This is a genomic window from Pseudomonas sp. GL-RE-29 (assembly GCF_019947275.1).
In the GTDB taxonomy this organism is placed as follows: domain Bacteria; phylum Pseudomonadota; class Gammaproteobacteria; order Pseudomonadales; family Pseudomonadaceae; genus Aquipseudomonas; species Aquipseudomonas fluorescens_A.
The window spans coordinates 186,630-208,224 of sequence record NZ_JAGYGD010000002.1; the positions used below are offsets into that span (position 1 = coordinate 186,630).

22 protein-coding genes are annotated in these 21,595 nt (G+C 59.0%); 10 read left to right on the forward strand and 12 right to left on the reverse strand.

The features are described from left to right. Positions 1-43: 43 nt before the first annotated feature. The gene (thiI, locus tag KGB21_RS02590) at positions 44-1,498 is read right to left on the reverse strand and encodes a tRNA uracil 4-sulfurtransferase ThiI (protein ID WP_223503435.1); all 1,455 of its coding nucleotides are present in this window, start codon (positions 1,496-1,498) and stop codon (positions 44-46) included. 328 nt (positions 1,499-1,826) lie between these two features. Between thiI and glnA the strand changes: the two genes are divergently transcribed. The 4 genes from glnA (at position 1,827) to ntrC (ending at position 6,802) form a co-directional block, all read left to right on the forward strand. Continuing rightward, the gene (glnA, locus tag KGB21_RS02595; protein WP_034148558.1) at positions 1,827-3,233 is read left to right on the forward strand and encodes a glutamate--ammonia ligase; all 1,407 of its coding nucleotides are present in this window, start codon (positions 1,827-1,829) and stop codon (positions 3,231-3,233) included. Between the two features lie 202 nt (positions 3,234-3,435). Then, positions 3,436-3,960: a DUF4124 domain-containing protein gene (locus KGB21_RS02600; protein ID WP_223503437.1), complete on the forward strand. Its 525-nt coding sequence runs from the start codon at positions 3,436-3,438 to the stop codon at positions 3,958-3,960. Positions 3,961-4,283: 323 nt separating this feature from the next. Further along, a complete protein-coding gene (glnL, locus tag KGB21_RS02605; protein ID WP_034148557.1) occupies positions 4,284-5,369 on the forward strand; it encodes a nitrogen regulation protein NR(II) in 1,086 nt (361 codons plus the stop codon). Then, positions 5,366-6,802: a nitrogen regulation protein NR(I) gene (ntrC, locus tag KGB21_RS02610; protein ID WP_223503440.1), complete on the forward strand. Its 1,437-nt coding sequence runs from the start codon at positions 5,366-5,368 to the stop codon at positions 6,800-6,802. The genes glnL and ntrC overlap by 4 nt, the downstream gene beginning before the upstream one ends. A gap of 520 nt (positions 6,803-7,322) precedes the next feature. On the opposite strand, the gene KGB21_RS02615 is transcribed toward ntrC, so the two are convergent. Next, a complete protein-coding gene (locus tag KGB21_RS02615) occupies positions 7,323-7,763 on the reverse strand; it encodes a hypothetical protein (protein ID WP_223503442.1) in 441 nt (146 codons plus the stop codon). Between KGB21_RS02615 and trmL the strand changes: the two genes are divergently transcribed. After that, positions 7,762-8,217, forward strand: a complete 456-nt coding sequence (gene trmL, locus KGB21_RS02620) for a tRNA (uridine(34)/cytosine(34)/5-carboxymethylaminomethyluridine(34)-2'-O)-methyltransferase TrmL (RefSeq protein WP_034148554.1) — start codon at positions 7,762-7,764, stop codon at positions 8,215-8,217. The genes KGB21_RS02615 and trmL overlap by 2 nt on opposite strands. Positions 8,218-8,379: 162 nt before the next feature. Here the strand turns inward: trmL and secB are convergent, their stop codons facing one another. Genes secB through KGB21_RS02635 form a run of 3 tightly spaced genes read right to left on the reverse strand, consistent with a single transcriptional unit; the run spans position 8,380 to position 9,578 of the window. Beyond that, a complete protein-coding gene (secB, locus tag KGB21_RS02625) occupies positions 8,380-8,865 on the reverse strand; it encodes a protein-export chaperone SecB (protein WP_034148553.1) in 486 nt (161 codons plus the stop codon). Between the two features lie 43 nt (positions 8,866-8,908). After that, the gene (grxC, locus tag KGB21_RS02630) at positions 8,909-9,163 is read right to left on the reverse strand and encodes a glutaredoxin 3 (protein WP_007939440.1); all 255 of its coding nucleotides are present in this window, start codon (positions 9,161-9,163) and stop codon (positions 8,909-8,911) included. 1 nt (position 9,164) lies between these two features. Continuing rightward, the gene (locus KGB21_RS02635; protein WP_034148552.1) at positions 9,165-9,578 is read right to left on the reverse strand and encodes a rhodanese-like domain-containing protein; all 414 of its coding nucleotides are present in this window, start codon (positions 9,576-9,578) and stop codon (positions 9,165-9,167) included. Between the two features lie 154 nt (positions 9,579-9,732). Between KGB21_RS02635 and gpmI the strand changes: the two genes are divergently transcribed. From gpmI to KGB21_RS02655, 4 genes are all read left to right on the forward strand, one after another. Next, positions 9,733-11,262: a 2,3-bisphosphoglycerate-independent phosphoglycerate mutase gene (gpmI, locus tag KGB21_RS02640; protein ID WP_034148551.1), complete on the forward strand. Its 1,530-nt coding sequence runs from the start codon at positions 9,733-9,735 to the stop codon at positions 11,260-11,262. Between the two features lie 252 nt (positions 11,263-11,514). Continuing rightward, positions 11,515-12,807 carry a murein hydrolase activator EnvC family protein gene (locus KGB21_RS02645; protein ID WP_034148550.1) on the forward strand — a complete coding sequence of 431 codons (1,293 nt, stop codon included), beginning with the start codon at positions 11,515-11,517 and terminating at the stop codon, positions 12,805-12,807. A 32-nt stretch (positions 12,808-12,839) separates the two neighbouring features. Then, a complete protein-coding gene (locus KGB21_RS02650) occupies positions 12,840-14,159 on the forward strand; it encodes a S41 family peptidase (protein ID WP_034148549.1) in 1,320 nt (439 codons plus the stop codon). 2 nt (positions 14,160-14,161) lie between these two features. After that, positions 14,162-14,938 (forward strand): divergent polysaccharide deacetylase family protein, encoded by a 777-nt coding sequence (locus KGB21_RS02655; protein ID WP_034148548.1) that lies wholly within the window; start codon positions 14,162-14,164, stop codon positions 14,936-14,938. Between the two features lie 106 nt (positions 14,939-15,044). Here KGB21_RS02655 and KGB21_RS02660 read toward each other — a convergent pair whose 3' ends face one another. The 7 genes from KGB21_RS02660 to KGB21_RS02690 all read right to left on the reverse strand — a co-directional run bounded on the left by KGB21_RS02660 (position 15,045) and on the right by KGB21_RS02690 (position 20,855). Then, entirely contained in the window at positions 15,045-15,800 is a 756-nt protein-coding gene (locus tag KGB21_RS02660) for a substrate-binding periplasmic protein (protein WP_034148547.1), read from the reverse strand. A gap of 78 nt (positions 15,801-15,878) precedes the next feature. Then, positions 15,879-16,649, reverse strand: a complete 771-nt coding sequence (gene hisF / locus KGB21_RS02665; RefSeq protein WP_034148546.1) for an imidazole glycerol phosphate synthase subunit HisF — start codon at positions 16,647-16,649, stop codon at positions 15,879-15,881. Between the two features lie 9 nt (positions 16,650-16,658). Next, the gene (hisA, locus tag KGB21_RS02670; RefSeq protein ID WP_015093076.1) at positions 16,659-17,396 is read right to left on the reverse strand and encodes a 1-(5-phosphoribosyl)-5-[(5-phosphoribosylamino)methylideneamino]imidazole-4-carboxamide isomerase; all 738 of its coding nucleotides are present in this window, start codon (positions 17,394-17,396) and stop codon (positions 16,659-16,661) included. A gap of 42 nt (positions 17,397-17,438) precedes the next feature. After that, the gene (locus KGB21_RS02675) at positions 17,439-17,696 is read right to left on the reverse strand and encodes a DUF2164 domain-containing protein (protein WP_020795737.1); all 258 of its coding nucleotides are present in this window, start codon (positions 17,694-17,696) and stop codon (positions 17,439-17,441) included. Then, positions 17,697-18,335: an imidazole glycerol phosphate synthase subunit HisH gene (gene hisH / locus KGB21_RS02680; protein WP_008080553.1), complete on the reverse strand. Its 639-nt coding sequence runs from the start codon at positions 18,333-18,335 to the stop codon at positions 17,697-17,699. It lies immediately after the preceding gene. Next, the gene (gene hisB / locus KGB21_RS02685; protein WP_007939452.1) at positions 18,335-18,928 is read right to left on the reverse strand and encodes an imidazoleglycerol-phosphate dehydratase HisB; all 594 of its coding nucleotides are present in this window, start codon (positions 18,926-18,928) and stop codon (positions 18,335-18,337) included. Before hisB ends, hisH begins: the two co-directional genes overlap by 1 nt. A gap of 265 nt (positions 18,929-19,193) precedes the next feature. Continuing rightward, positions 19,194-20,855 (reverse strand): OFA family MFS transporter, encoded by a 1,662-nt coding sequence (locus KGB21_RS02690; protein ID WP_034148545.1) that lies wholly within the window; start codon positions 20,853-20,855, stop codon positions 19,194-19,196. A 334-nt stretch (positions 20,856-21,189) separates the two neighbouring features. Here KGB21_RS02690 and KGB21_RS02695 point away from each other — a divergent pair, with 334 nt between their 5' ends. Further along, on the forward strand, positions 21,190-21,594 hold the full coding sequence (locus tag KGB21_RS02695) for an acetyl-CoA sensor PanZ family protein (RefSeq protein WP_034148544.1): 405 nt from the start codon (positions 21,190-21,192) through the stop codon (positions 21,592-21,594). The last annotated feature ends 1 nt before the right edge of the window (position 21,595 follow it).

The following is a 21,595-nucleotide window of genomic DNA, read 5'->3' on the forward strand; positions in this document are numbered from 1 at the left end:
GGGGGGCCGGTGACGCAGGCCACAGGCAAACAGCCCCGGGCACTTAGCTCGGTCGATAAACGCGCACATTGGCATGCCCCTCACTGAGCAAATGGTGGGCATGCAGGCGACTCATCACGCCTTTGTCGCAATACAGCAGGTACTGGCGAGTAGGGTCCAGTTCCTTGAAACGAGCGTTCAGTGCATAAAACGGCATCGTCTGTACCTCGATACCAGCAAGCTCCAGCGGGTCATCTTCAGCGGCATCCGGGTGACGGATGTCGATGACGATCTGACCGGCCAGCGCATCGCTGACTTCTTCAATCTGTACGTCCTGGCCCAATTCATCGATCACGCGATCGATCGGTACCAGTTTGGCGTTCTCGAGCGCACGCTCAAGGACGGCCATGTCGAACTCTTTCTCTTCGTGCTCCACGCGATGGCGTTTTGCAGCGGTCTTGGGGTTCACCGAAATGACCCCGCAGTATTCCGGCATGTGCTTGGCGAAGTCGGCGGTGCCGATTTCGTTGGCCGTATCGATGATGTCCTGCTTGTGACTGGCGATCAGCGGGCGCAGCACCAGCTTCTCGGTCACGCAGTCGATCACGTTCAGGTTCGGCAATGTCTGGCTCGAAACCTGGGAGATCGCTTCACCGGTGACCAGCGCCTCGATCTGCAGCCGATCAGCAATTTTCGACGCAGCGCGCAACATCATACGCTTCAATACTACGCCCATATGACTGTTATCGACTTTGCCGAGAATTTCTCCGAGCACTTCCTCGAACGGCACACTGACAAATAGCACGCGTTGCGAGCTGCCGTACTTCTTCCAGATGAAGTGCGCGACTTCCATCACGCCCAGCTCGTGGGCCCGTCCACCCAGGTTAAAGAAGCAGAAATGGGCCATCAGGCCACGGCGCATGATCTGGTAGGCCGCGACGGTGGAATCGAACCCGCCGGACATCAACACAAGCGTCTGTTCCAGTGCTCCCAGCGGATAACCGCCGATGCCGGTGTGCTGGCTGTGGATCACGAACAACCGTTGGTCGCGAACTTCGATGCGAACTTCGATTTCAGGCTTTTTCAGATCGATCCCGGCGGCACCGCACTGTCGGCGCAACTGGCTACCGACGTATTTCTCGATGTCTATGGAGCTAAATGGGTGCTTGCCGGCGCGTTTGCAACGCACCGAAAAAATCTTCCCGGCCAGCGCATCGCCGTAATGCTGTTTGCACTTCTCGACGATGTCGTCGAAGTCGCCCAGCGGGTATTCGTCGATTTGCAGGAAGTGCGCGACGCCCGGCATGCAGCTCAGGCGCTCGCCCATCTCTTTCAGGGCCTTGGGATCGCTGACGCGGGTTTCCAGCTCGAGGTTGTCCCACACGCCGTTCACCACCACAGCCGGGTCCAGATCGCGGAGCACGGCACGGATGTTCTTGGCCAACTGACGGATGAAACGCATCCGTACCGGGCGGCTCTTGATGGTGATCTCGGGGAAGACTTTTACGATTAATTTCATGGAAACAGCGCGCGCAGGGCCTGCCGAAAAAGGGGGGCGCGGATTATAGCGGAAATTGCTCAAGGTTTAACCAGTTAATGTGCAGAAGGTTTTGCGCGCACCAAAACGGGTCACTTTCACTTTCCAGCGCCACATTAAGGAGCGCATTTTTCTGCTTTAAGAAGCTTTGCACGTCTATAAGCGTGAATTTGGGGCAAAAAACCCATGGTGGGGCACTGGCATGCAATTTGCTCCCTTGTGAGGCAGGTTGCCTTGGCAGAGTATTCGCGCCGGCATCACAAACATTTAAGGGCATCCACTACCAGCCCTAATCCACCCGGAGGACACTATGTCGAAGTCGGTTCAACTCATCAAAGATCATGACGTCAAGTGGATTGATCTGCGCTTCACAGACACCAAGGGCACTCAGCACCACGTGACCATGCCGGCTCGCGATGCGCTGGATGATGACTTCTTTGAAGTCGGCAAAATGTTCGACGGTTCCTCCATCGCTGGCTGGAAAGGCATCGAAGCCTCCGACATGATCCTGATGCCGGACGACTCCACCGCTGTCCTGGACCCGTTCACCGAAGAGCCGACCCTGATCCTGGTCTGCGACATCATCGAACCTTCGAGCATGCAAGGCTACGACCGCGACCCACGTGCGATCGCCAAGCGCGCTGAAGAACACCTGAAATCCACCGGTATCGGTGACACCGTATTCGCTGGTCCAGAGCCAGAGTTCTTCATCTTTGACCAAGTGAAGTTCAAGTCCGACATCTCCGGCTCCATGTTCAAGATCTACTCCGAACAAGGCTCCTGGATGTCCGACCAGGACATCGAAGGCGGCAACAAGGGCCACCGTCCAGGCGTCAAAGGCGGCTACTTCCCGGTTCCACCGTTCGACCACGACCACGAAATCCGTACCTCCATGTGCAACGCACTGGAAGAAATGGGCCTGACCGTCGAAGTTCACCACCACGAAGTGGCAACTGCCGGCCAGAACGAAATCGGCGTCAAGTTCAACACCCTGGTGAAGAAAGCCGACGAAACCCAAACCCTGAAGTACGTTGTACACAACGTTGCTGACGCTTACGGCCGCACCGCGACCTTCATGCCTAAGCCGCTGTACGGCGACAACGGTTCGGGTATGCACGTACACATGTCCATCTGGAAAGATGGCAAGAACACCTTCGCAGGCGAAGGCTATGCCGGCCTGTCCGATACCGCCCTTTACTTCATCGGCGGCATCATCAAGCACGGTAAAGCCCTGAACGGCTTCACCAACCCGGCGACCAACTCCTACAAGCGTCTGGTTCCAGGCTTCGAAGCTCCAGTTATGCTGGCCTACTCGGCTCGCAACCGCTCCGCTTCGATCCGTATTCCTTACGTGTCGAGCCCTAAAGCCCGCCGTATCGAAGCTCGCTTCCCGGATCCGGCTGCCAACCCGTACCTGTGCTTCGCCGCCCTGTTGATGGCTGGCCTGGACGGTATCCAGAACAAGATTCACCCTGGCGATGCTGCTGACAAAAACCTGTACGACCTGCCGCCTGAAGAGGCGAAAGAGATCCCACAAGTTTGCGGCAGCTTGAAAGAAGCCCTGGAAGAGCTGGACAAAGGTCGTGCGTTCCTGACCAAAGGCGGCGTTTTCAGCGACGATTTCATCGACGCTTACATCGCCCTGAAAAGCGAAGAAGAAATCAAGGTACGTACCTTCGTACACCCACTGGAATACGAGCTGTACTACAGCTGCTAATCCGGTAGCGCCTGCGCAAGCGGCGTGACAAGAAAGGCCTCCTTCGGGAGGCCTTTTTTTGTGCCCGTCATTTCACGGCTCCTACAGACGGATTTGTGATGTTTGGGAAAACCCGTAAATCATGCCCAAATGTTTAGCGACTTGGGTCTACCACCAACCCTGCCCTATGCTGCACCTATCGCTTTCGTTTCCGGTCGATTTTATGGGTCGTGGTTTTCTCTTCATCCTTTTGCTGATCGCCCTGCCCGTATCGGCGCAGATCTACAAGTACACTGACGCCGAGGGCAACACGGCCTACAGCAATCAACCACCTGACGGTGTGAACGCCCAGCCGGTCGAGCTGCCGCCGCTCAATCGCGTCGAACCCTTGTCGCCTCCTGCGCCCCCGACTCAACCCAAACCAAAGGAACAACCCCAAGCCGCCTACGAGGTGCTGGAACTCACCGGTCTGCCCACCACCGAAGCCCTGCGCGCCAACAATGGCACCTTCACCGTCAACGCACTGATCAAACCGCGTCTGCAAGCCCCTCATCTATTGAGACTGCTTCTGGATGGCCAACCTTACGGCCAGCCAACCAACGTACCAATCCTCCAATTGGTGAACATCGACCGCGGTGAACACAGTCTGGCAGTGCAAGTGATTGACGGCGAAACCGTGGTTCAGCAGAGCTCGACAGTCACTTTTTACGTGCAACGGGTGCGAAAGCATCGAGGGCCTGGGCGCTGATCGGGTGCCTTCAAACGCATCTTCGGCCGACGACCGAAATCCCCACTTACCGACGAACCCGAAGAAAAAAGTTCGTTCTTGCACCTTTCAAACGTCGTTCAGCTTTGCGCACTATATTGGTGCGATTCGTTGCACTGCGCTCACACTTCAACCCATTTTGGTTCGAAAGTACCCGCGTTAGCTGGCAGTACGCCACGCAATCGAGCGTCAAACGCCCGTTTCAGGCGTTTAACGCTTCTTTTCGGAGCCTTGGTTTGGTTTTTGCATTTTCCCCGCATCAGCGCTTTTTTCCTGCGCGCCGCCCTGCTCCAAAAGAGGTCCCGATGACCATTAGCGACGCACTGCACCGCTTGCTACTCGACAACCTCACCACCGCGACCATCCTGCTCGACGCCGAATTGCGCCTTGAGTACATGAACCCGGCGGCGGAGATGCTTCTGGCCATCAGCGGCCAGCGCAGCCATGGGCAATTCATCAGCGAGTTATTCACCGAATCCACCGAGGCGCTGAATTCCTTGCGTCAGGCGGTGCAGCAGGCGCACCCGTTCACCAAACGTGAAGCGATGCTCACCGCCCTCACCGGCCAAACCCTGACCGTCGATTACGCCGTGACGCCTATCCTGAGCGATGGCAAGACAATGCTGCTGCTCGAAGTCCATCCCCGTGACCGCTTGCTGCGTATCACCAAGGAAGAAGCGCAACTGTCGAAGCAGGAAACCAGCAAGATGCTGGTGCGCGGCCTGGCCCATGAAATCAAAAACCCCCTGGGCGGGATTCGCGGCGCGGCGCAATTGCTGGCCCGTGAGCTGCCGGAAGAAAGCCTGCGCGACTACACCAACGTCATCATCGAAGAAGCCGACCGCCTGAGAAATCTGGTGGACCGCATGCTCGGCTCCAACAAGCTGCCGTCGCTGGCGATGTGCAACATCCACGAGGTGTTGGAGCGCGTCTGCCATCTGGTCGAGGCCGAAAGCCAAGGCTGCATTACATTGGTGCGTGACTATGACCCAAGCATTCCCGACGTCCTGATCGATCGCGAACAAATGATTCAGGCAGTCCTGAATATCGTGCGCAATGCGATGCAGGCCATCAGCAGCCAGAACGAGTTGCGCCTGGGCCGCATCAGTTTGCGCACCCGCGCCATGCGCCAATTCACCATCGGCCACGTGCGCCATCGCCTGGTGACCAAGATCGAAATCATCGACAACGGTCCCGGCATTCCTGCGGAACTCCAGGAAACCATCTTCTTTCCCATGGTCAGCGGTCGTCCGGACGGTACCGGGCTCGGCCTGGCCATTACCCAGAACATCATCAGCCAGCACCAGGGCCTGATCGAATGTGACAGCCACCCAGGCCACACCACTTTCTCGATCTTTCTGCCACTGGAACAAGGAGCCACATCGACATGAGCCGTAGTGAAACCGTGTGGATCGTCGATGACGACCGTTCTATCCGTTGGGTCCTGGAAAAAGCCTTGCAGCAAGAAGGCATGACCACACAAAGCTTCGACAGCGCCGATGGCGTGATGAGCCGCTTGGCGCGCCAGCAGCCGGACGTGATCATCTCCGACATCCGCATGCCCGGCGCCAGCGGCCTGGACCTTCTGGCGCGGATTCGCGAGCAACACCCACGGCTGCCAGTGATCATCATGACCGCGCATTCCGATCTGGACAGCGCTGTCGCGTCCTATCAGGGCGGCGCGTTCGAATACCTGCCCAAGCCGTTTGACGTTGATGAAGCGGTTTCCCTGGTCAAGCGTGCGAATCAGCACGCTCAAGAGCAACAAGGGATGGAAGTCCCGGTCGCACTCACCCGCACCCCGGAAATCATCGGCGAAGCGCCGGCGATGCAGGAAGTGTTTCGCGCTATCGGGCGCTTGAGCCATTCCAACATCACCGTGCTGATCAACGGCGAATCCGGGACCGGTAAAGAACTGGTGGCCCACGCCCTGCACCGTCACAGCCCGCGCGCGGCTTCGCCGTTCATCGCGCTGAACATGGCGGCGATCCCGAAGGATTTGATGGAGTCCGAACTGTTCGGCCACGAAAAAGGCGCGTTCACCGGCGCGGCCAACCTGCGTCGCGGACGCTTCGAACAGGCTGACGGCGGTACGCTTTTCCTCGATGAAATTGGCGATATGCCCGCAGACACGCAGACCCGATTGCTGCGCGTACTGGCCGATGGCGAGTTCTACCGCGTTGGCGGCCATGTGCCGGTCAAGGTTGACGTGCGGATCATCGCCGCAACGCACCAGAACCTGGAAACCCTGGTCCACGCCGGGAAATTCCGTGAGGACTTGTTCCACCGCCTCAACGTGATCCGTATCCACATCCCGCGCCTGTCGGACCGTCGCGAAGACATTCCGACCCTGGCCAAGCACTTCCTCAGCCGTGCTGCGCAAGAGCTGGCCGTCGAGCCGAAGTTGCTGAAAAGCGAAACCGAGGAATACCTGAAAAACCTGCCATGGCCGGGCAACGTGCGTCAGTTGGAGAACACTTGCCGCTGGATCACGGTGATGGCTTCCGGGCGCGAAGTGCACATTGGCGACTTGCCGCCAGAGCTGCTGAGCCTGCCGCAGGATTCGGCACCGGTGACCAACTGGGAGCAGGCGCTGCGTCAGTGGGCCGATCAGGCGTTGGCACGCGGTCAATCGAGCCTGCTCGACAGCGCTGTGCCGGCATTTGAGCGGATCATGATCGAGACCGCCCTGAAGCACACCGCCGGTCGCCGCCGCGATGCTGCTGTTTTGCTGGGCTGGGGGCGTAATACCCTGACTCGCAAGATCAAGGAGCTGGGGATGAAGGTTGATGGCGGGGATGATGATGAGGGGGATGAGGGTTAAGTCCGGCTTCAGATTCCAGTAGTCCGCAAAAAGATCGCAGCCTTCGTCAGCTCCTACAGGGGTACGCAATTCCCTGTAGGGCCGACGAAGGCTGCGATCTTTTTTTGCTTGTGCACCGCCGCAATGCACCGTGAACCGCAATCGCGCACGCCAACTGATCCGAAAACCCGCCTGCGTTCGTAACCGAACCCTTATCGAAAAAACACGAAAGCCCCGATTTACGGGGCTTTCGGCGTATCGAAACGACTTTTTATTTCCATTTATTAAATTCTGGCATGCCCCCTGCAATAGTCCCTTCAGTGATTCAGTTCACTACCCAGTTTCGGGGACCTTGGTACAGGCAGGCCGGGGATTCCCCTCTTTACACCGGGCTCACACCGCACTCGCGACGAGCCCTCCCGTTTTGGGGTCCTTGGTACAGGCAGGCCGGGGATTCCTTCTTTACACCGGGTTCACGCCGAAATGCGCGAACCCTCCCGTTTCGGGAACCTTGGTACAGGCAGGCCGGGGATTCCCTCTTTTATTGCTCTCGGAGATGGATCTCCAGCCTCCAGCGGTCATCGACCTCGCTACCGGCCCAGTCGCCCTGCAGCGGTCGGGCCGCCACCAGCGTCAGCAACAATCCCCCGTCACTCAATCGCGTTCGCCAGTTCACGTCCTTGCCGTTGAGCTTGAGCTGACCTTTTTGCGCCTTGCCTTCTGCTTCGAACAACAGCGCGATGCTGCCTTCCACTATCTCGCCGTGGGTCTTGGGTTCATTGTTGAACCACACCACCAGGCCGTCGTCCGTCACTTCAACCTGCTGCAATTGGCTGGGGTCCGGGGTGGTCAGGCGACCGATCATCAGCCCCACCATCACACCGACAATCGCCAGCGATCCCATTACGCGCGGGAATAGTTTCGAACGAGGGTCGGCTTGCGGCGTAGAATGCCGCTCATCTTTACCTTCGGAGCCGTGCATGTTTCACGTCATCCTTTTCCAACCAGAAATTCCGCCGAATACCGGCAACGTTATCAGGCTGTGCGCCAACAGTGGCTGCCACCTGCATTTGATCGAACCGCTGGGCTTCGAGATGGACGACAAGCGCCTGCGCCGGGCCGGCCTCGACTATCACGAGTATGCCACCCTGCAGCGCCACGCCGACTTGGCCAGTTGCCTGGAAAGCCTCGGTCATCCACGGGTGTTCGCCTTCACCACCAAGGGCTCGCGGCCGTTTCACGACGCCAGCTTCGCCCCGGGTGATGCGTTCCTGTTCGGTCCGGAAAGCCGTGGCTTGCCGGCCGACGTTCTGGACGCTCTGCCCGCCGAGCAACGCTTGCGATTGCCGATGCGCGAAGGTTGCCGCAGCCTGAATCTGTCGAACACCGTGGCGGTGGCCGTGTACGAAGCCTGGCGCCAAAACGACTTCAAGTAACCCCACGGTCCAATGTAGGAGCTGCCGCAGGCTGCGATCTTTTGATCTTGATTTTTTAAGATCAAAAGATCGCAGCCTGCGGCAGCTCCTACAGGAGGATGCGGAGCAGTCCATAAAAAAAGCGCCTGTTACGGCGCTTTTTTCATGGAGCAAACGAAGCTTTTATTGCACGGTCGGAGTCTCGCCCGCCGCTTGCATGCGTTGCAGCTCTTGCGCGTACAGGGCGTCGAAATTCACCGGTGCCAGCATCAGGGCCGGGAACGAGCCACGGGTCACCAGGCTGTCCAGCGCTTCACGAGCGTACGGGAACAGGATGTTCGGGCAGAACGCGCCGAGGGTGTGGCTCATCGAAGCGTCGTCGAGGTTCTTGATCAGGAAGATACCGGCCTGTTGCACCTCAGCGATGAAGGCCACTTCGTCGCCGTTCTTCACGGTCACCGACAGGGTCAGGACGACTTCGTGGAAATCGTTTTCCAGAGCCTTTTGACGAGTGTTCAGATCCAGACCGACGCTCGGCTCCCACTGCTGGCGGAAGATCGCCGGGCTTTTCGGGGCTTCAAAGGACAAGTCACGTACGTAGATGCGCTGCAAGGAGAATTGCGGTGCGGTTTCTTCTTCGCTAGCTGCAGTGTTCTGTTGGTCAGTCATCTCAGATCCTTTCTGATCTTGGGTCTTTTATAGGGTACGGAGTTCAGGCCTTGAGCATCGCGTCGAGCTTGCCGGCGCGCTCCAGGGCAAACAAATCATCACAACCACCCACGTGGGTGCTGCCGATCCAGATCTGCGGCACGGACGTGCGTCCGGCTTTCTGAGCCATTGCGGCACGCACCTGCGGCTTGCCATCGACCTTGATCTCTTCGAAGGCCACGCCTTTGTTCTCGAGCAGGTACTTGGCTCGCGAGCAGTAAGGGCAGTAATCGCTGGAATAGACGACGACGTTGTTCATATCACTTCACCAGCGGCAGGTTGTCGGCTTTCCAGCTGGACACACCACCGGACAGCTTGGCGGCAGTGAAGCCAGCCTTCACCAGCTCACGGGCGTGAGTGCCGGCGGTCTGGCCCATGGCGTCGACCAGGATGATGGTCTTGGCCTTGTGCTTTTCCAGCTCGCCAACGCGTGCGGCCAGTTTGTCGTGAGGAATGTTCAACGCGCCAACAATGTGACCGGCGGCGAAGTCCTTGGTCGGACGAATGTCGATTACCACGCCTGCGTCTTTGTTGACCAGGCCAGTCAGTTCGCCCGTGCTCAGGCTACGGCCGCCACCTTGCATCTGATAGGCGATCAGCGCGGCCAGCAGTACGACGAAGATACCGACGAGAATGTAGTGGTTAGTGGCAAATTCAATCAGGTGAGCAACCATCGAAGGAGGTTCCAGGGCGTTAAAATGTCGGCCAGTATACACAGCCCCTAGGGTGGGCCAAACCCCGTCCGGCGGTGACGTGGCCGGAACTTCGCATTAAACTGCGACTCCCTTTTTCCATTACTCCTTTTTACCTCAGCCACGAGTGGATTCCATGACTACCACGCCTAAACCTTTGGTCCTGATGATTCTCGACGGCTTCGGTCACAGCGATAACCCCGAATCCAACGCGATCTTTGCCGCGAAGAAGCCCGTACTGGACCGCTTGTGGGCCACCGTGCCCAACGGCCTGATTTCGGGCAGTGGCATGGACGTCGGCTTGCCGGATGGCCAGATGGGCAACTCCGAAGTCGGCCACATGAACCTCGGCGCCGGTCGCGTGGTGTATCAAGACTTCACTCGCGTGACCAAATCGATCCGCGACGGCGAGTTTTTCGAGAACCCGACCATCTGCGCCGCAGTGGATAAAGCCGTTGCTGCCGGCAAAGCCGTGCACTTCATGGGCCTGCTGTCCGATGGCGGCGTGCACAGCCACCAGGATCACCTGGTCGCCATGGCCGAACTGGCTGCCAAGCGTGGCGCCGAAAAAATCTACCTGCACGCCTTCCTCGACGGCCGCGACACCCCGCCGAAAAGCGCGCAATCGTCGATCGAGCTGCTGGACGCCACGTTCCAGGCATTGGGCAAAGGTCGCATCGCCAGCCTCATCGGCCGTTATTTCGCGATGGACCGCGACAACCGTTGGGACCGTGTATCCCAGGCCTACAACCTGATCGTCGACGGCAATGGCGAATTCAACGCCGCCACCGCTCAGGAAGGCCTGCAAGCCGCTTACGAGCGTGGCGAGAGCGACGAATTCGTCAAAGCCACCTCCATCGGTGAGCCGGTAAAAGTCGAAGACGGCGATGCCGTGGTGTTCATGAACTTCCGCGCCGACCGCGCCCGTGAACTGACCCGTGTATTCGTCGAAGACGACTTCAAGGAATTCGAACGCACCCGCCAGCCGAAACTGGCTGGTTTCGTCATGCTGACCCAATACGCCGCCAGCATTCCCGCGCCATCGGCCTTCGCCGCCGGCAGCCTGGAAAACGTGCTGGGCGATTACCTGGCGAAAAACGGCAAGACCCAGCTGCGCATCGCTGAAACCGAGAAGTACGCCCACGTGACCTTCTTCTTCTCCGGCGGTCGCGAAGAACCGTTCCCGGGCGAAGAGCGCATCCTGATCCCGTCGCCGAAAGTCGCCACTTACGACTTGCAGCCGGAAATGAGTGCACCGGAAGTCACCGACCGTATCGTCGACGCCATCGAAAACCAGCGTTACGACGTGATCGTGGTCAACTACGCCAACGGCGACATGGTTGGCCACAGTGGCGTGTTCGACGCGGCGGTGAAAGCCGTTGAATGCCTGGACCAGTGCGTCGGTCGTATCGTCGAGGCGCTGGAAAAAGTCGGTGGCGAAGCGCTGATCACCGCCGACCACGGCAACGTCGAGCAAATGTCCGACGCATCCACTGGCCAGGCGCACACCGCGCACACCACAGAGCCAGTGCCGTTCATCTATGTCGGCAAGCGCGACCTGAAGGTCCGTGAAGGTGGCGTTCTGGCGGACGTAGCGCCGACCATGCTGAAGCTGCTGGGCCTGGAACAGCCGGCGGAAATGACCGGGACTTCGATTCTGGTTTAACCCGGCCGCACAAGCACTGAAATACCCTTGTAGGAGCTGGCTTGCCAGCGATAGCAATTTGACAGTCAGCATCTATGCTGACTGATCATCCGCCATCGCTGGCAAGCCAGCTCCTACAGTGTTTGTGGTGGTTTTAAAGATTAAATCTCCCAGCATCTTGTTCCAGTTATCACACAGTCAGAAATGGGCATTTTTTTTGCTGCGCATGGCGGGCATACTAGGCCGTCCCTTTCCCTGGTGCCGCCCGCCTCTATGCTCCGCGTCCTGATAGCCCTCGCCCTGACTTGCCTGCTCCAACCGGCCTTCGCTGACGAGCGCACGCAAACCCAACAACAGTTGGACGCTACGCGTCAGGACATTGCCGAGCTGAAAAAGCTGCTGGGCAAGCTCCAGGAAGAAAAATCCGGGGTGCAGAAGGATCTCAAAGGCACCGAGACCGAAATGGGCAAGCTCGAGAAGCAGGTCGATGCCCTGCAAAAAGAGCTGAAGAAGAGCGAATCCGAGCTGCAGCGGCTCGATGCAGAGAAAAAAAAACTCCAGAGCGCGCGCACTGAACAGCAACGACTGATCGCCATCCAGGCCCGGGCGGCCTATCAGAACGGTCGTCAGGAATACCTGAAGCTGCTGCTCAACCAGCAGAACCCCGAAAAATTTGCCCGCACCCTCACCTATTACGACTACCTGAGCCAGGCCCGCCTGGAGCAGCTGAAGAATTTCAACGAAACCCTGCGCCAATTGGCCAATGTCGAAAAAGACATCGCCATGCAGCAAGCGCAATTGCTGGTGCAGCAAAGCAGCCTCGAATCCCAGCGTGGCGAACTCGAGAAAGTTCGCCAGGAGCGCCAGCAAGTTCTGGCCAAGCTCAACGACGACGTGAAAGCGCGCGACCAGAAACTGGCAGCCCGCGAGCAGGATCAGGCAGACCTGTCTAAAGTCCTTAAAACCATTGAAGAAACCCTGGCTCGCCAGGCTCGTGAGGCAGAAGAAGCGCGGCAAAAAGCGCTGATCGCCCAGCAGGAAGCCGAAAAAAAGCGTTTACGTGAGGCCCAGGCTCAAGCAGATGAGACTGACGCCCCACGCAAACCGGTTAAATCAACACCTGGCGCATTGGTTTCAAGCTCCGGCGAAACCTTTGGCGGTGCATTTGCGTCAACTCGCGGCAAACTTCCATGGCCTGTCGATGGTCGACTGTTGGCGCGCTTCGGCGAAAGCCGTGGCGACGACGCCCGGACCAAATGGGACGGCGTGATGATCGGTGCTTCCGCTGGTAGCACCGTGCATGCGGTGCATGGCGGGCGCGTGGTGTTCGCCGACTGGTTGCGCGGCGCGGGGCTGCTGGTGATCCTCGATCACGGCAACGGTTTTTTGAGTCTTTACGGTCACAACCAGACACTGCTCAAGTCTGCGGGTGACGTGGTTAAAGCCGGTGAGTCCATTTCCACTGTCGGTAGCAGTGGTGGCCAGGACACACCGGCTCTGTATTTCGCGATTCGTCAGCAGGGTCACCCGAGTGACCCGGCACAATGGTGTCGCGCGCAAGGATAAGCGCGCTGCCTACATTCAGGAGTTCGTTCGACATGCTGCATTTGTCCCGCCTTACCTCGCTCGCCCTGACGATTGCCCTGGTGATCGGCGCGCCGTTGGCGTTCGCCGCTCAACCGGCCCCGGCAGTCGCGCCTGCGGGCACTGCTGCAACCACCAAGGCGCCATTGCCGCTGGAAGAGTTGCGCACCTTTGCCGAGGTCATGGATCGGATCAAAGCGGCGTATGTCGAGCCGGTAGACGATAAAACCCTGCTGGAAAATGCCATCAAAGGCATGCTCAGCAACCTTGACCCGCACTCCGCCTACCTCGGCCCGGAAGACTTCGCTGAATTGCAGGAAAGCACCAGCGGCGAATTCGGTGGCCTGGGCATCGAAGTCGGCGCCGAAGACGGATTCATCAAAGTGGTGTCGCCAATCGACGACACCCCGGCATCCAAGGCTGGCATTCAGGCCGGCGACTTCATCGTCAAGATCAACGGTCAGCCAACCCGTGGCCAGACCATGACCGAAGCCGTGGACAAGATGCGCGGCAAGATCGGCGAAAAAATCACCCTGACCCTGGTCCGCGACGGTGGCACACCGTTCGACGTGACACTGGCCCGCGCGATCATTCAAGTGAAGAGCGTGAAGAGCCAGTTGCTGGAGTCCGGCTACGGCTACATCCGCATCACCCAGTTCCAGGTCAAGACCGGCGAAGAGGTCTCCAAGGCCTTGGCCAAATTGCGCAAAGACAACGGCAAGAAGCTCAAAGGCATCATCCTCGACCTGCGCAACAACCCGGGTGGCGTGCTGCAATCGGCAGTTGAAGTGGTCGACCACTTCATCACCAAAGGCCTGATCGTTTACACCAAGGGCCGAATCGCCAACTCCGAGCTGCGCTTCAACGCCACCGGCAAGGATGAAAGCGAAGCCGTGCCAATGGTCGTGCTGATCAATGGTGGCAGCGCCTCGGCGTCGGAAATTGTCGCGGGCGCCTTGCAGGATCAGAAACGTGCAGTGGTCATGGGCACCACCAGTTTCGGTAAAGGCTCGGTACAAACCGTGTTGCCACTGAACAATGACCGCGCCCTGAAAATCACCACGGCGCTGTATTTCACGCCGAACGGCCGCTCGATCCAGGCCCAGGGCATCGTCCCGGACATCGAAGTGCGCAAGGCCAAGATCACCAGCGAGCAGGACGGCGAATACTTCAAGGAAGCCGACCTGCAAGGTCACCTCGGCAATGGCAACGGTGGCGCCGACAAACCAACCGGCTCCAGCGGCAAAGCCAAGCCTATGCCGCAGGATGACGACTACCAATTGGCCCAGGCCCTGAGCCTGCTCAAAGGGCTGAGCATCACCTCCGGCCGTTGAGAATGGGTCTGCGCTTAATCCTCATCCTGTTGTGCTGCCTGGCGGGTACTGCTCACGCAGAATCCGCCGGGTCGACGCCTCACAAGGCCTATCTGACGCTAATCATCGATGACCTTGGGCAAAGCCTGCCCCGGGATCGCCGTGTATTGGCGCTGCCCGGCCCAGTGACGGCGGCGATCATGCCCGACACGCCCCACGCCACCGAGTTCGCCCGCGAAGCCCATCGCGCCGGCAAAATCGTCATCCTGCACATGCCCATGGACCCGGCCACCGGACCGTTCGCCTGGCATCCCGAGTTGCCCCTCGGAGAACTTGAGAAGCGCCTCGACGCGGCTTTCAAAGCGGTGCCCTACACCGCAGGCATCAATAATCACATGGGCAGTCGCATGACCGCCCAGCAACCGGCGATGGCCTGGTTGATGGCGAATCTGCAAAGTCGACACAAAATCTTCCTGGACAGCCGCACCAGCGCACAGACTGTCGCCGCCGCAGAAGCACAGAAGATTGGTTTGGCGAGCGTTTCGCGGGATGTGTTTCTGGATGACGAGCGCACGGAAGCAGCAATCTTCACGCAGTTACGGACAGCGATCAGCCTGGCGCACAAGCAGGGTTCGGCGGTGATGATCGGGCATCCGTATCCGCAGACGCTGGCGGTGCTGGAGCGTGAGTTGCCAAAGTTGAAGGCACAGGGGATTGAGTGGATCGATATCAAGCAGATGGTCAGCGTGCGCGGTAATCGGGCGATGGCAGCGCATGGAAAGGATGGCGTTTACCGCTGATTGGCTCGTCGCCGATCACTGTAGGAGCCGGCTTGCTGGCGATGCGGCCTCGAGATTTGCATTGCCCTTTCGGCCGCCATCGCTGGCAAGCCAGCTCCTACAGGGATTACAAATACCGCGCCATGATCTCGTCGACCTTGCCTTCCTTGCGCAACTGATCCAGCGCTGCCTGAAGTCTGGCAACCGTTTCGTCCGGCACATCCTTGTTCAGTGCCAGGTACAGCTCGGCGCTGTTAAAGCGCAAAACGGTCTTGAGCCCGCTCACGCCTTCCTGACGCGCCAGATAGCGCCCGGCCGGATCGCCGGTGGCCCACAGGTCAATCTGCCCGTTGACCAGTTTCTTCGCATTGTCCTGATCGCGCAGCACCACCACCGGCTTCAAGCCCTGCTTGGCCAGGGTCATGGCAATGGCGTCACCCTTGTACGCACCGATCTTGTACTTTCGCGCGTCATCCAGGGTTTCGAGGGTGATTTTGCTGTCAGCCTTGGCCAGCATGATCCAGTCGTCCGGACCGATCGGCCCGACCCACTTGAAGAGTTTCTCTCGGTCGGGCAACCGCGCCATCACGAACGCGCCGTAACCGGGGTTTTCCAGGGCGAGTTTGTACACTCGCTCCCAAGGAAAGCGCAGGGTCAGGCTATAGGTAATGTCGGTACGCTTGAATATTTCACGAACGATGTCCGTAGCAATGCCATCGATGTTCTCGCCCTGGGCGAAATTCTTTCCATTCTTCGCCATGTTGTACGGCGGGAAGTTTTCCGTCAGCAACACAATGTCGGTGTCGGGACTGTCTGCAGCTTGCGCTGTGCTGATAAACAACAGGGAAGTGCTGGCGAGGGCTAGAAGAAGGCGTTTAAGCATGTCTGGCTACCGAAATCCATGGCGTACCCAAGAGTGCCTTGAGCCCGCCATGATGTCTACTGGCCTGCATCGGTTTGTTTAACGCATCACGATTCCGCGATGGGCCATATACGCCTTGGCTTCCTGAACGGTGTATTCGCCGAAGTGGAAAATACTCGCCGCCAATACCGCGCTGGCGTGACCTTCGAGAATGCCGTCAGCCAAGTGCTGAAGATTGCCGACGCCGCCGGAGGCGATCACCGGAATGCTCAAGGCATCGCTGATGGCGCGGGTGACGCCGAGGTCGAAGCCGTTCTTCATGCCGTCCTGATCCATGCTGGTCAGGAGGATTTCGCCGGCACCCAGGCCTTCCATCTTCTTCGCCCACTCAACGGCATCGAGCCCGGTCGGCTTGCGGCCACCGTGGGTGAAGATTTCCCAGCGCGGGGTTTCGCCCGGAGCGGAGACCTTCTTCGCATCGATGGCAACAACGATGCACTGCGAGCCGAAATGCTGTGCGGCTTCGCCGACGAACTCCGGATTGAACACCGCTGCGGTGTTGATCGAGACCTTGTCCGCGCCAGCGTTCAGCAGGTTGCGAATGTCTTGCACGGTACGCACGCCACCACCCACGGTCAGCGGAATGAACACCTGGCTGGCCATGCGCTCGACGGTGTGCAACGTGGTGTCGCGGCCATCGACGCTGGCGGTGATGTCGAGAAAGGTAATCTCGTCGGCACCCTGCTCGTCGTAACGACGAGCGATTTCCACCGGGTCACCGGCGTCGCGAATGTTTTCGAATTTCACACCCTTGACCACCCGGCCGTTGTCCACGTCCAGGCAAGGGATGATGCGTTTGGCCAGCGCCATGGTCAGTCCTCAGCCTTTGTACGAATCGCAGAAAGCTTGCGCTTCAGCGACGTCGAGGGTGCCTTCGTAGATCGCCCGGCCGGTGATTGCGCCGATGATGCCTGGCGCCTTGGCGTCAAGCAGGGTCTTGATGTCACCCAGGTTGTGGATGCCACCGGAAGCGATCACCGGGATCGATGTGGCGGCGGCCAGCGCGGCGGTGAACGGCACGTTGCAGCCCTGCATCATGCCGTCTTTGGCGATATCGGTATAAACGATCGCGGACACGCCGTCGGCTTCAAATTGCTTGGCCAGGTCGATCACCTGGATGGTGCTGATTTCAGCCCAGCCGTCGGTTGCGACGAAACCGTCCTTGGCATCCAGGCCAACAATCACTTTGCCCGGGAACGCACGGCAGGCTTCAGCGACGAAGGCCGGATCTTTAACAGCTTTGGTGCCGATGATCACGTAGCTCACGCCAGCCTTGACGTAGTGCTCGATGGTTTCCAGGGAGCGGATACCGCCGCCGATCTGGATCGGCAGGTTCGGGTAGCGCTTGGCGATGGCGGTGACCACTTCGCCGTTGACCGGCTGGCCTTCGAAGGCGCCGTTCAGGTCGACCAGATGCAGACGGCGGCAACCACCCTCCACCCACTTGGCAGCCATGCTCACCGGGTCATCGGAGAACACCGTGGAATCTTCCATGCGGCCCTGGCGCAGACGAACACAGGCACCGTCTTTAAGATCGATAGCGGGAATAATCAGCATCTGGCAAACCTTCAAATTCGAATGTTCAGCTTGGCTCGGAAATCAGTTTTTCTCGAGCGCCCACAGGTCGCTTTCGATGCTTTCGAACCTCTCTTTGAGGTGCGCCTGCACATCGAAAATCGCCCTGTTGTAATAGTGCGGAGCAATTTCGCGGGTAAACAACTCAAGGATTTCGGCCGCTTCGAACGAACCCAGGTCCAGTTCGAAGCGATCCTCCATGAAGCGCTTGATCTTGTGATTGGCCTCGCTCTCCTGCTCGGGAGTGAGGGTCAGGATCGGCGGCTTCTTCTTGACGGCCATTTACCAGCGACCATCCCACGCAGCGAAGTTCTGCAGCAATTGCAGGCCATGGGTATGGCTTTTCTCCGGGTGGAACTGCACGGCGAAACGCGAGCCATCGGCCAGCGCCGCAGCGAAATCGACACCGTAGTGACCGCCACCCACCACCTGACGCGCATTGGCGGCGGCGATGTAGTAGCTGTGCACGAAGTAGAAACGCGCCATGTCCGGAATGTCGTGCCACAGCGGGTGACTGACCTTCTGCTTCACTTCGTTCCAGCCCATGTGCGGCACTTTCAGGTGTTCGCCGTCTTCATGCAGGTCTTTGCCGAAGAACTTCACCGCGCCCGGGAACAGGCCGATGCAATCAACGCCATCGTTCTCTTCACTGGTGTCGAGCAAGGCTTGCATGCCGACACAGATGCCAAGGAACGGACGGTCCTGGCTGACTTCACGCACCAGCGAATCGAAACCGAGACGACGGATCTCCGCCATGCAATCGCGAATCGCACCGACACCGGGGAAAACCACCCGGTCGGCTTCGCGAATCACGTTGGCATCGCTGGTGATCAGGACCTTGCCGGCACCGACGTGCTCGAGGGCCTTGGCCACCGAGTGCAGGTTGCCCATGCCGTAATCGATTACCGCGACTGTCTGCATTACAGAACGCCCTTGGTCGATGGCATTTGCCCGGCCATGCGGTCATCGAGCTCAACGGCCATGCGCAGGGCGCGGCCGAAAGCCTTGAACACGGTTTCGATCTGGTGGTGAGTGTTGTGCCCACGCAGGTTGTCGATGTGCAGGGTGACGTTGGCGTGGTTGACGAAGCCCTGGAAGAACTCCTGGAACAGGTCAACGTCGAAACCGCCGACGGTGGCGCGGGTGTACGGAACGTGCATCTGCAGGCCTGGACGGCCGGAGAAGTCGATCACCACGCGCGACAGCGCCTCATCGAGCGGCACGTAGGCGTGACCGTAGCGACGGATGCCTTTCTTGTCGCCGATGGCTTTGGTGAAGGCCTGGCCGAGGGTGATACCGACGTCTTCCACGGTATGGTGGTCATCGATATGCAGGTCGCCCTTGCTGACAATATCCAGGTCGATCAGCCCGTGGCGGGCGATCTGGTCCAGCATGTGCTCAAGAAAAGGAACACCGATATCGAATCGGGCCTTTCCGGTGCCATCAAGGTTGATCGAGGCTTTGATCTGGGTTTCCAGAGTGTCGCGCTCGACAGACGCCATACGTTCGGCCATCACCAGCTCCGCAAAATCATTGGGCGAAAAAGGCAACCATTATAGGGGCGCGGGCGCGAAACAGAAACACGGGAGGTGATATCGCTGACGGACAGAAACCCGTGCTGTCGGGGCTGTACATGTCAGTACAAGTCGGCGCTCATTGCGAACGCACGGCTTTTAACCCCGTAGGAGCCGACTTGCTGGCGATCCAGACGCCGCGGTTTTGCAAGCATACCGCGTGATCGTTCATCGCCAGCAAGCCGGCTCCTACAGGAGGTCGGTGTTAGTGGAACAGTACTGCCGTCTTCTGCAGGGTCACCCACACACCCCACGCCAAAGGAATACCCACCGCCAGCCAGGCAGCAAGCGCCAGAGGTTTGGTGCCCGGCGCAGCTTTCCACTCCAGCGACGTGCTGGCGTCAGCACCCTTGTCGTGACCCAGCGCCTGTTCGGCAGCCAGTTCAGCGTCGGTCATGAAGTACTTGTCAGCCACCGGACGCACCAGCAGGTTGCAAATGAAACCCAGCACCAGCAGGCCGGCAAGGATGTACAAGGTGATGTCGTAAGCTGCCGCACGCTCAACGCCGATGCTCAGCTGATATTCACGCAGGTAGTTCACCAGCACCGGACCCAACACGCCCGCCGCTGCCCACGCCGTCAGCAGACGACCGTGAATCGCGCCGACCATTTGCGTACCGAACAGGTCCGCCAGGTACGCCGGAACCGTCGCGAAACCACCGCCGTACATCGACAGAATGATGCAGAACGCCGCCACGAACAGCGCGACGCTGCCCAGATGACCCAAGTTTGGAATCAGTCCATACAGGGCAAAGCCCAGGGCGAAGAACACGAAGTAGGTGTTTTTGCGACCCAGGTAGTCCGAGAACGAGGCCCAGAAGAAGCGGCCACCGATGTTGAACAGGCTCAGCAAACCGGTGAAACCGGCAGCGATGGCCGCGATAGAAGCCAATTGCCCGGCGTCCAGCTGACCGAACGCCTGGTCCGTGCCCAGCAACTTGCCGCCAAACACTTCCTGCAACAGCGGCGAAGCCATGCCGAGGATGCCGATACCGGCCGATACGTTCAGGCACAGCACCAGCCATACCAGGCGGAACTGCGGGGTTTTCCACGCCACGTTCACGTGCACGTGACGGTGAGTGATCATCGCGTTCGCAGCTTTTTTCGCCGGAGCGGTCCAGCCTTCAGGCTTCCAGCCGGTTGGCGGAACGCGATAAGACAGCGCGCCACCGATCATGAACACGAAGTAGATCGCCGCCATCGCCACGAAGCTCTGCCATACGCCAACGCCTTCTGGCGAACCGAAGTGGCTCATCAGCGCTGTCGCCAACGGTGCACCAACCATCGCACCACCGCCGAAGCCCATGATCGCCATGCCGGTCGCCATGCCGCGCTTGTCCGGGAACCACTTGATCAGGGTCGACACCGGCGAGATGTAGCCCAGGCCCAGGCCGATACCACCAATAACCCCGGAGCCGATCCACATCAGCCAGATCTGGTGGGTATAGATACCCAACGCCGAAATCAGCAGACCGCCACACCAGCACAGCGCCGATACAACGCCAGCCTTGCGCGGCCCGGCGTGTTCCAGCCAGCCGCCCCAGATCGCTGCCGAGCAACCGAGGAAGATGAAGAACAGGGTGTAGATCCAGCCGAGCATCGAAATCGGCCAGTCGCATTGCGACGAGAAGACTTGAGCGATGAAGCTCATGTCCGGCGCGCAAGTCACCGCCTTGGTAACGCCCAGCGCCTTGGACAGTGGCAGCCAGAACACCGAGAAGCCGTAAGCCATGCCGATGCACAGGTGGATGGCCAGAGCGGCCGGTGGCACCAGCCAACGGTTAAAACCGGGCTTGGCGATGATTCGCTCCTTGGACAGGAACGAGGGCTGGTCGGCATAGCCGTCCGCCGTGATACTCGTGGTCATTGTTTATCCCCCAATTATTAGTATGGTTCGCCAGCCAGCCACTCTTTACCCCCAGCCTTAAATGCAACGCAGGCATGACTGTGTTATTCCGGGTAAAGCTCCATTTTGGTGCGGCATCACGTCGCAGAAGGACGGACGAACGGGCGAAGGTTACCATTTGCACGTGACAGAAAAACCAAACTGATATCACGTTTTGTACGTTATCCGATCTCGTTACCTGTAGGAGCTGCCGAAGGCTGCGATCTTTTGATTTTGCTTCTGGTTACAAAAGATCAAAGGATCGCAGCCTTCGGCAGCCCCTACAGAGCGTGTGTACAACTTCACAGGAACCACCATGCCGATCATTGTCGAGTCGTTGCAACAAATCACTCCTCAGGACCAACAAGACCTCCAGAAGATTTACCGCGACGCTCCGGATTGGCTGTTCAGCCCATTTACCGGAGATGAACATCTGATCGAAGACTGCCTGCGTGATGGCTCGCTGATCGCCGGGCGCTTCAATGATCGGCTACTGGGCGCGGCACGCCTGCAACGGCACGCTGACGTCTGGCATTTGTCTCAAATATGCGTACGAAAAATCACCCGTCGTCGTGGCGTTGCCGAGCGACTGGTGCACGAAGCACAAAGAATGGCCGCACAATCGGGCGCCATCTTGCGCCTGCTGGCACCCGCCGGACACTTGGAAGCACAGGCATTGGCGGCCAAGCTGCACATTCCGCTGGATACAGAGTCAGCGTGAT

Bases quoted from the DNA above. Each gene is read 5' to 3' on its own strand.
- thiI (WP_223503435.1), bottom strand. From the start codon at position 1,498: ATGAAATTAATCGTAAAAGTCTTCCCCGAGATCACCATCAAGAGCCGC.
- glnA (WP_034148558.1), top strand. From the start codon at position 1,827: ATGTCGAAGTCGGTTCAACTCATCAAAGATCATGACGTCAAGTGGATT.
- KGB21_RS02600 (WP_223503437.1), top strand. From the start codon at position 3,436: ATGGGTCGTGGTTTTCTCTTCATCCTTTTGCTGATCGCCCTGCCCGTA.
- glnL (WP_034148557.1), top strand. From the start codon at position 4,284: ATGACCATTAGCGACGCACTGCACCGCTTGCTACTCGACAACCTCACC.
- ntrC (WP_223503440.1), top strand. From the start codon at position 5,366: ATGAGCCGTAGTGAAACCGTGTGGATCGTCGATGACGACCGTTCTATC.
- trmL (WP_034148554.1), top strand. From the start codon at position 7,762: ATGTTTCACGTCATCCTTTTCCAACCAGAAATTCCGCCGAATACCGGC.
- KGB21_RS02615 (WP_223503442.1), bottom strand. From the start codon at position 7,763: ATGCACGGCTCCGAAGGTAAAGATGAGCGGCATTCTACGCCGCAAGCC.
- secB (WP_034148553.1), bottom strand. From the start codon at position 8,865: ATGACTGACCAACAGAACACTGCAGCTAGCGAAGAAGAAACCGCACCG.
- grxC (WP_007939440.1), bottom strand. From the start codon at position 9,163: ATGAACAACGTCGTCGTCTATTCCAGCGATTACTGCCCTTACTGCTCG.
- KGB21_RS02635 (WP_034148552.1), bottom strand. From the start codon at position 9,578: ATGGTTGCTCACCTGATTGAATTTGCCACTAACCACTACATTCTCGTC.
- gpmI (WP_034148551.1), top strand. From the start codon at position 9,733: ATGACTACCACGCCTAAACCTTTGGTCCTGATGATTCTCGACGGCTTC.
- KGB21_RS02645 (WP_034148550.1), top strand. From the start codon at position 11,515: ATGCTCCGCGTCCTGATAGCCCTCGCCCTGACTTGCCTGCTCCAACCG.
- KGB21_RS02650 (WP_034148549.1), top strand. From the start codon at position 12,840: ATGCTGCATTTGTCCCGCCTTACCTCGCTCGCCCTGACGATTGCCCTG.
- KGB21_RS02655 (WP_034148548.1), top strand. From the start codon at position 14,162: ATGGGTCTGCGCTTAATCCTCATCCTGTTGTGCTGCCTGGCGGGTACT.
- KGB21_RS02660 (WP_034148547.1), bottom strand. From the start codon at position 15,800: ATGCTTAAACGCCTTCTTCTAGCCCTCGCCAGCACTTCCCTGTTGTTT.
- hisF (WP_034148546.1), bottom strand. From the start codon at position 16,649: ATGGCGCTGGCCAAACGCATCATCCCTTGCCTGGACGTGGACAACGGC.
- hisA (WP_015093076.1), bottom strand. From the start codon at position 17,396: ATGCTGATTATTCCCGCTATCGATCTTAAAGACGGTGCCTGTGTTCGT.
- KGB21_RS02675 (WP_020795737.1), bottom strand. From the start codon at position 17,696: ATGGCCGTCAAGAAGAAGCCGCCGATCCTGACCCTCACTCCCGAGCAG.
- hisH (WP_008080553.1), bottom strand. From the start codon at position 18,335: ATGCAGACAGTCGCGGTAATCGATTACGGCATGGGCAACCTGCACTCG.
- hisB (WP_007939452.1), bottom strand. From the start codon at position 18,928: ATGGCCGAACGTATGGCGTCTGTCGAGCGCGACACTCTGGAAACCCAG.
- KGB21_RS02690 (WP_034148545.1), bottom strand. From the start codon at position 20,855: ATGACCACGAGTATCACGGCGGACGGCTATGCCGACCAGCCCTCGTTC.
- KGB21_RS02695 (WP_034148544.1), top strand. From the start codon at position 21,190: ATGCCGATCATTGTCGAGTCGTTGCAACAAATCACTCCTCAGGACCAA.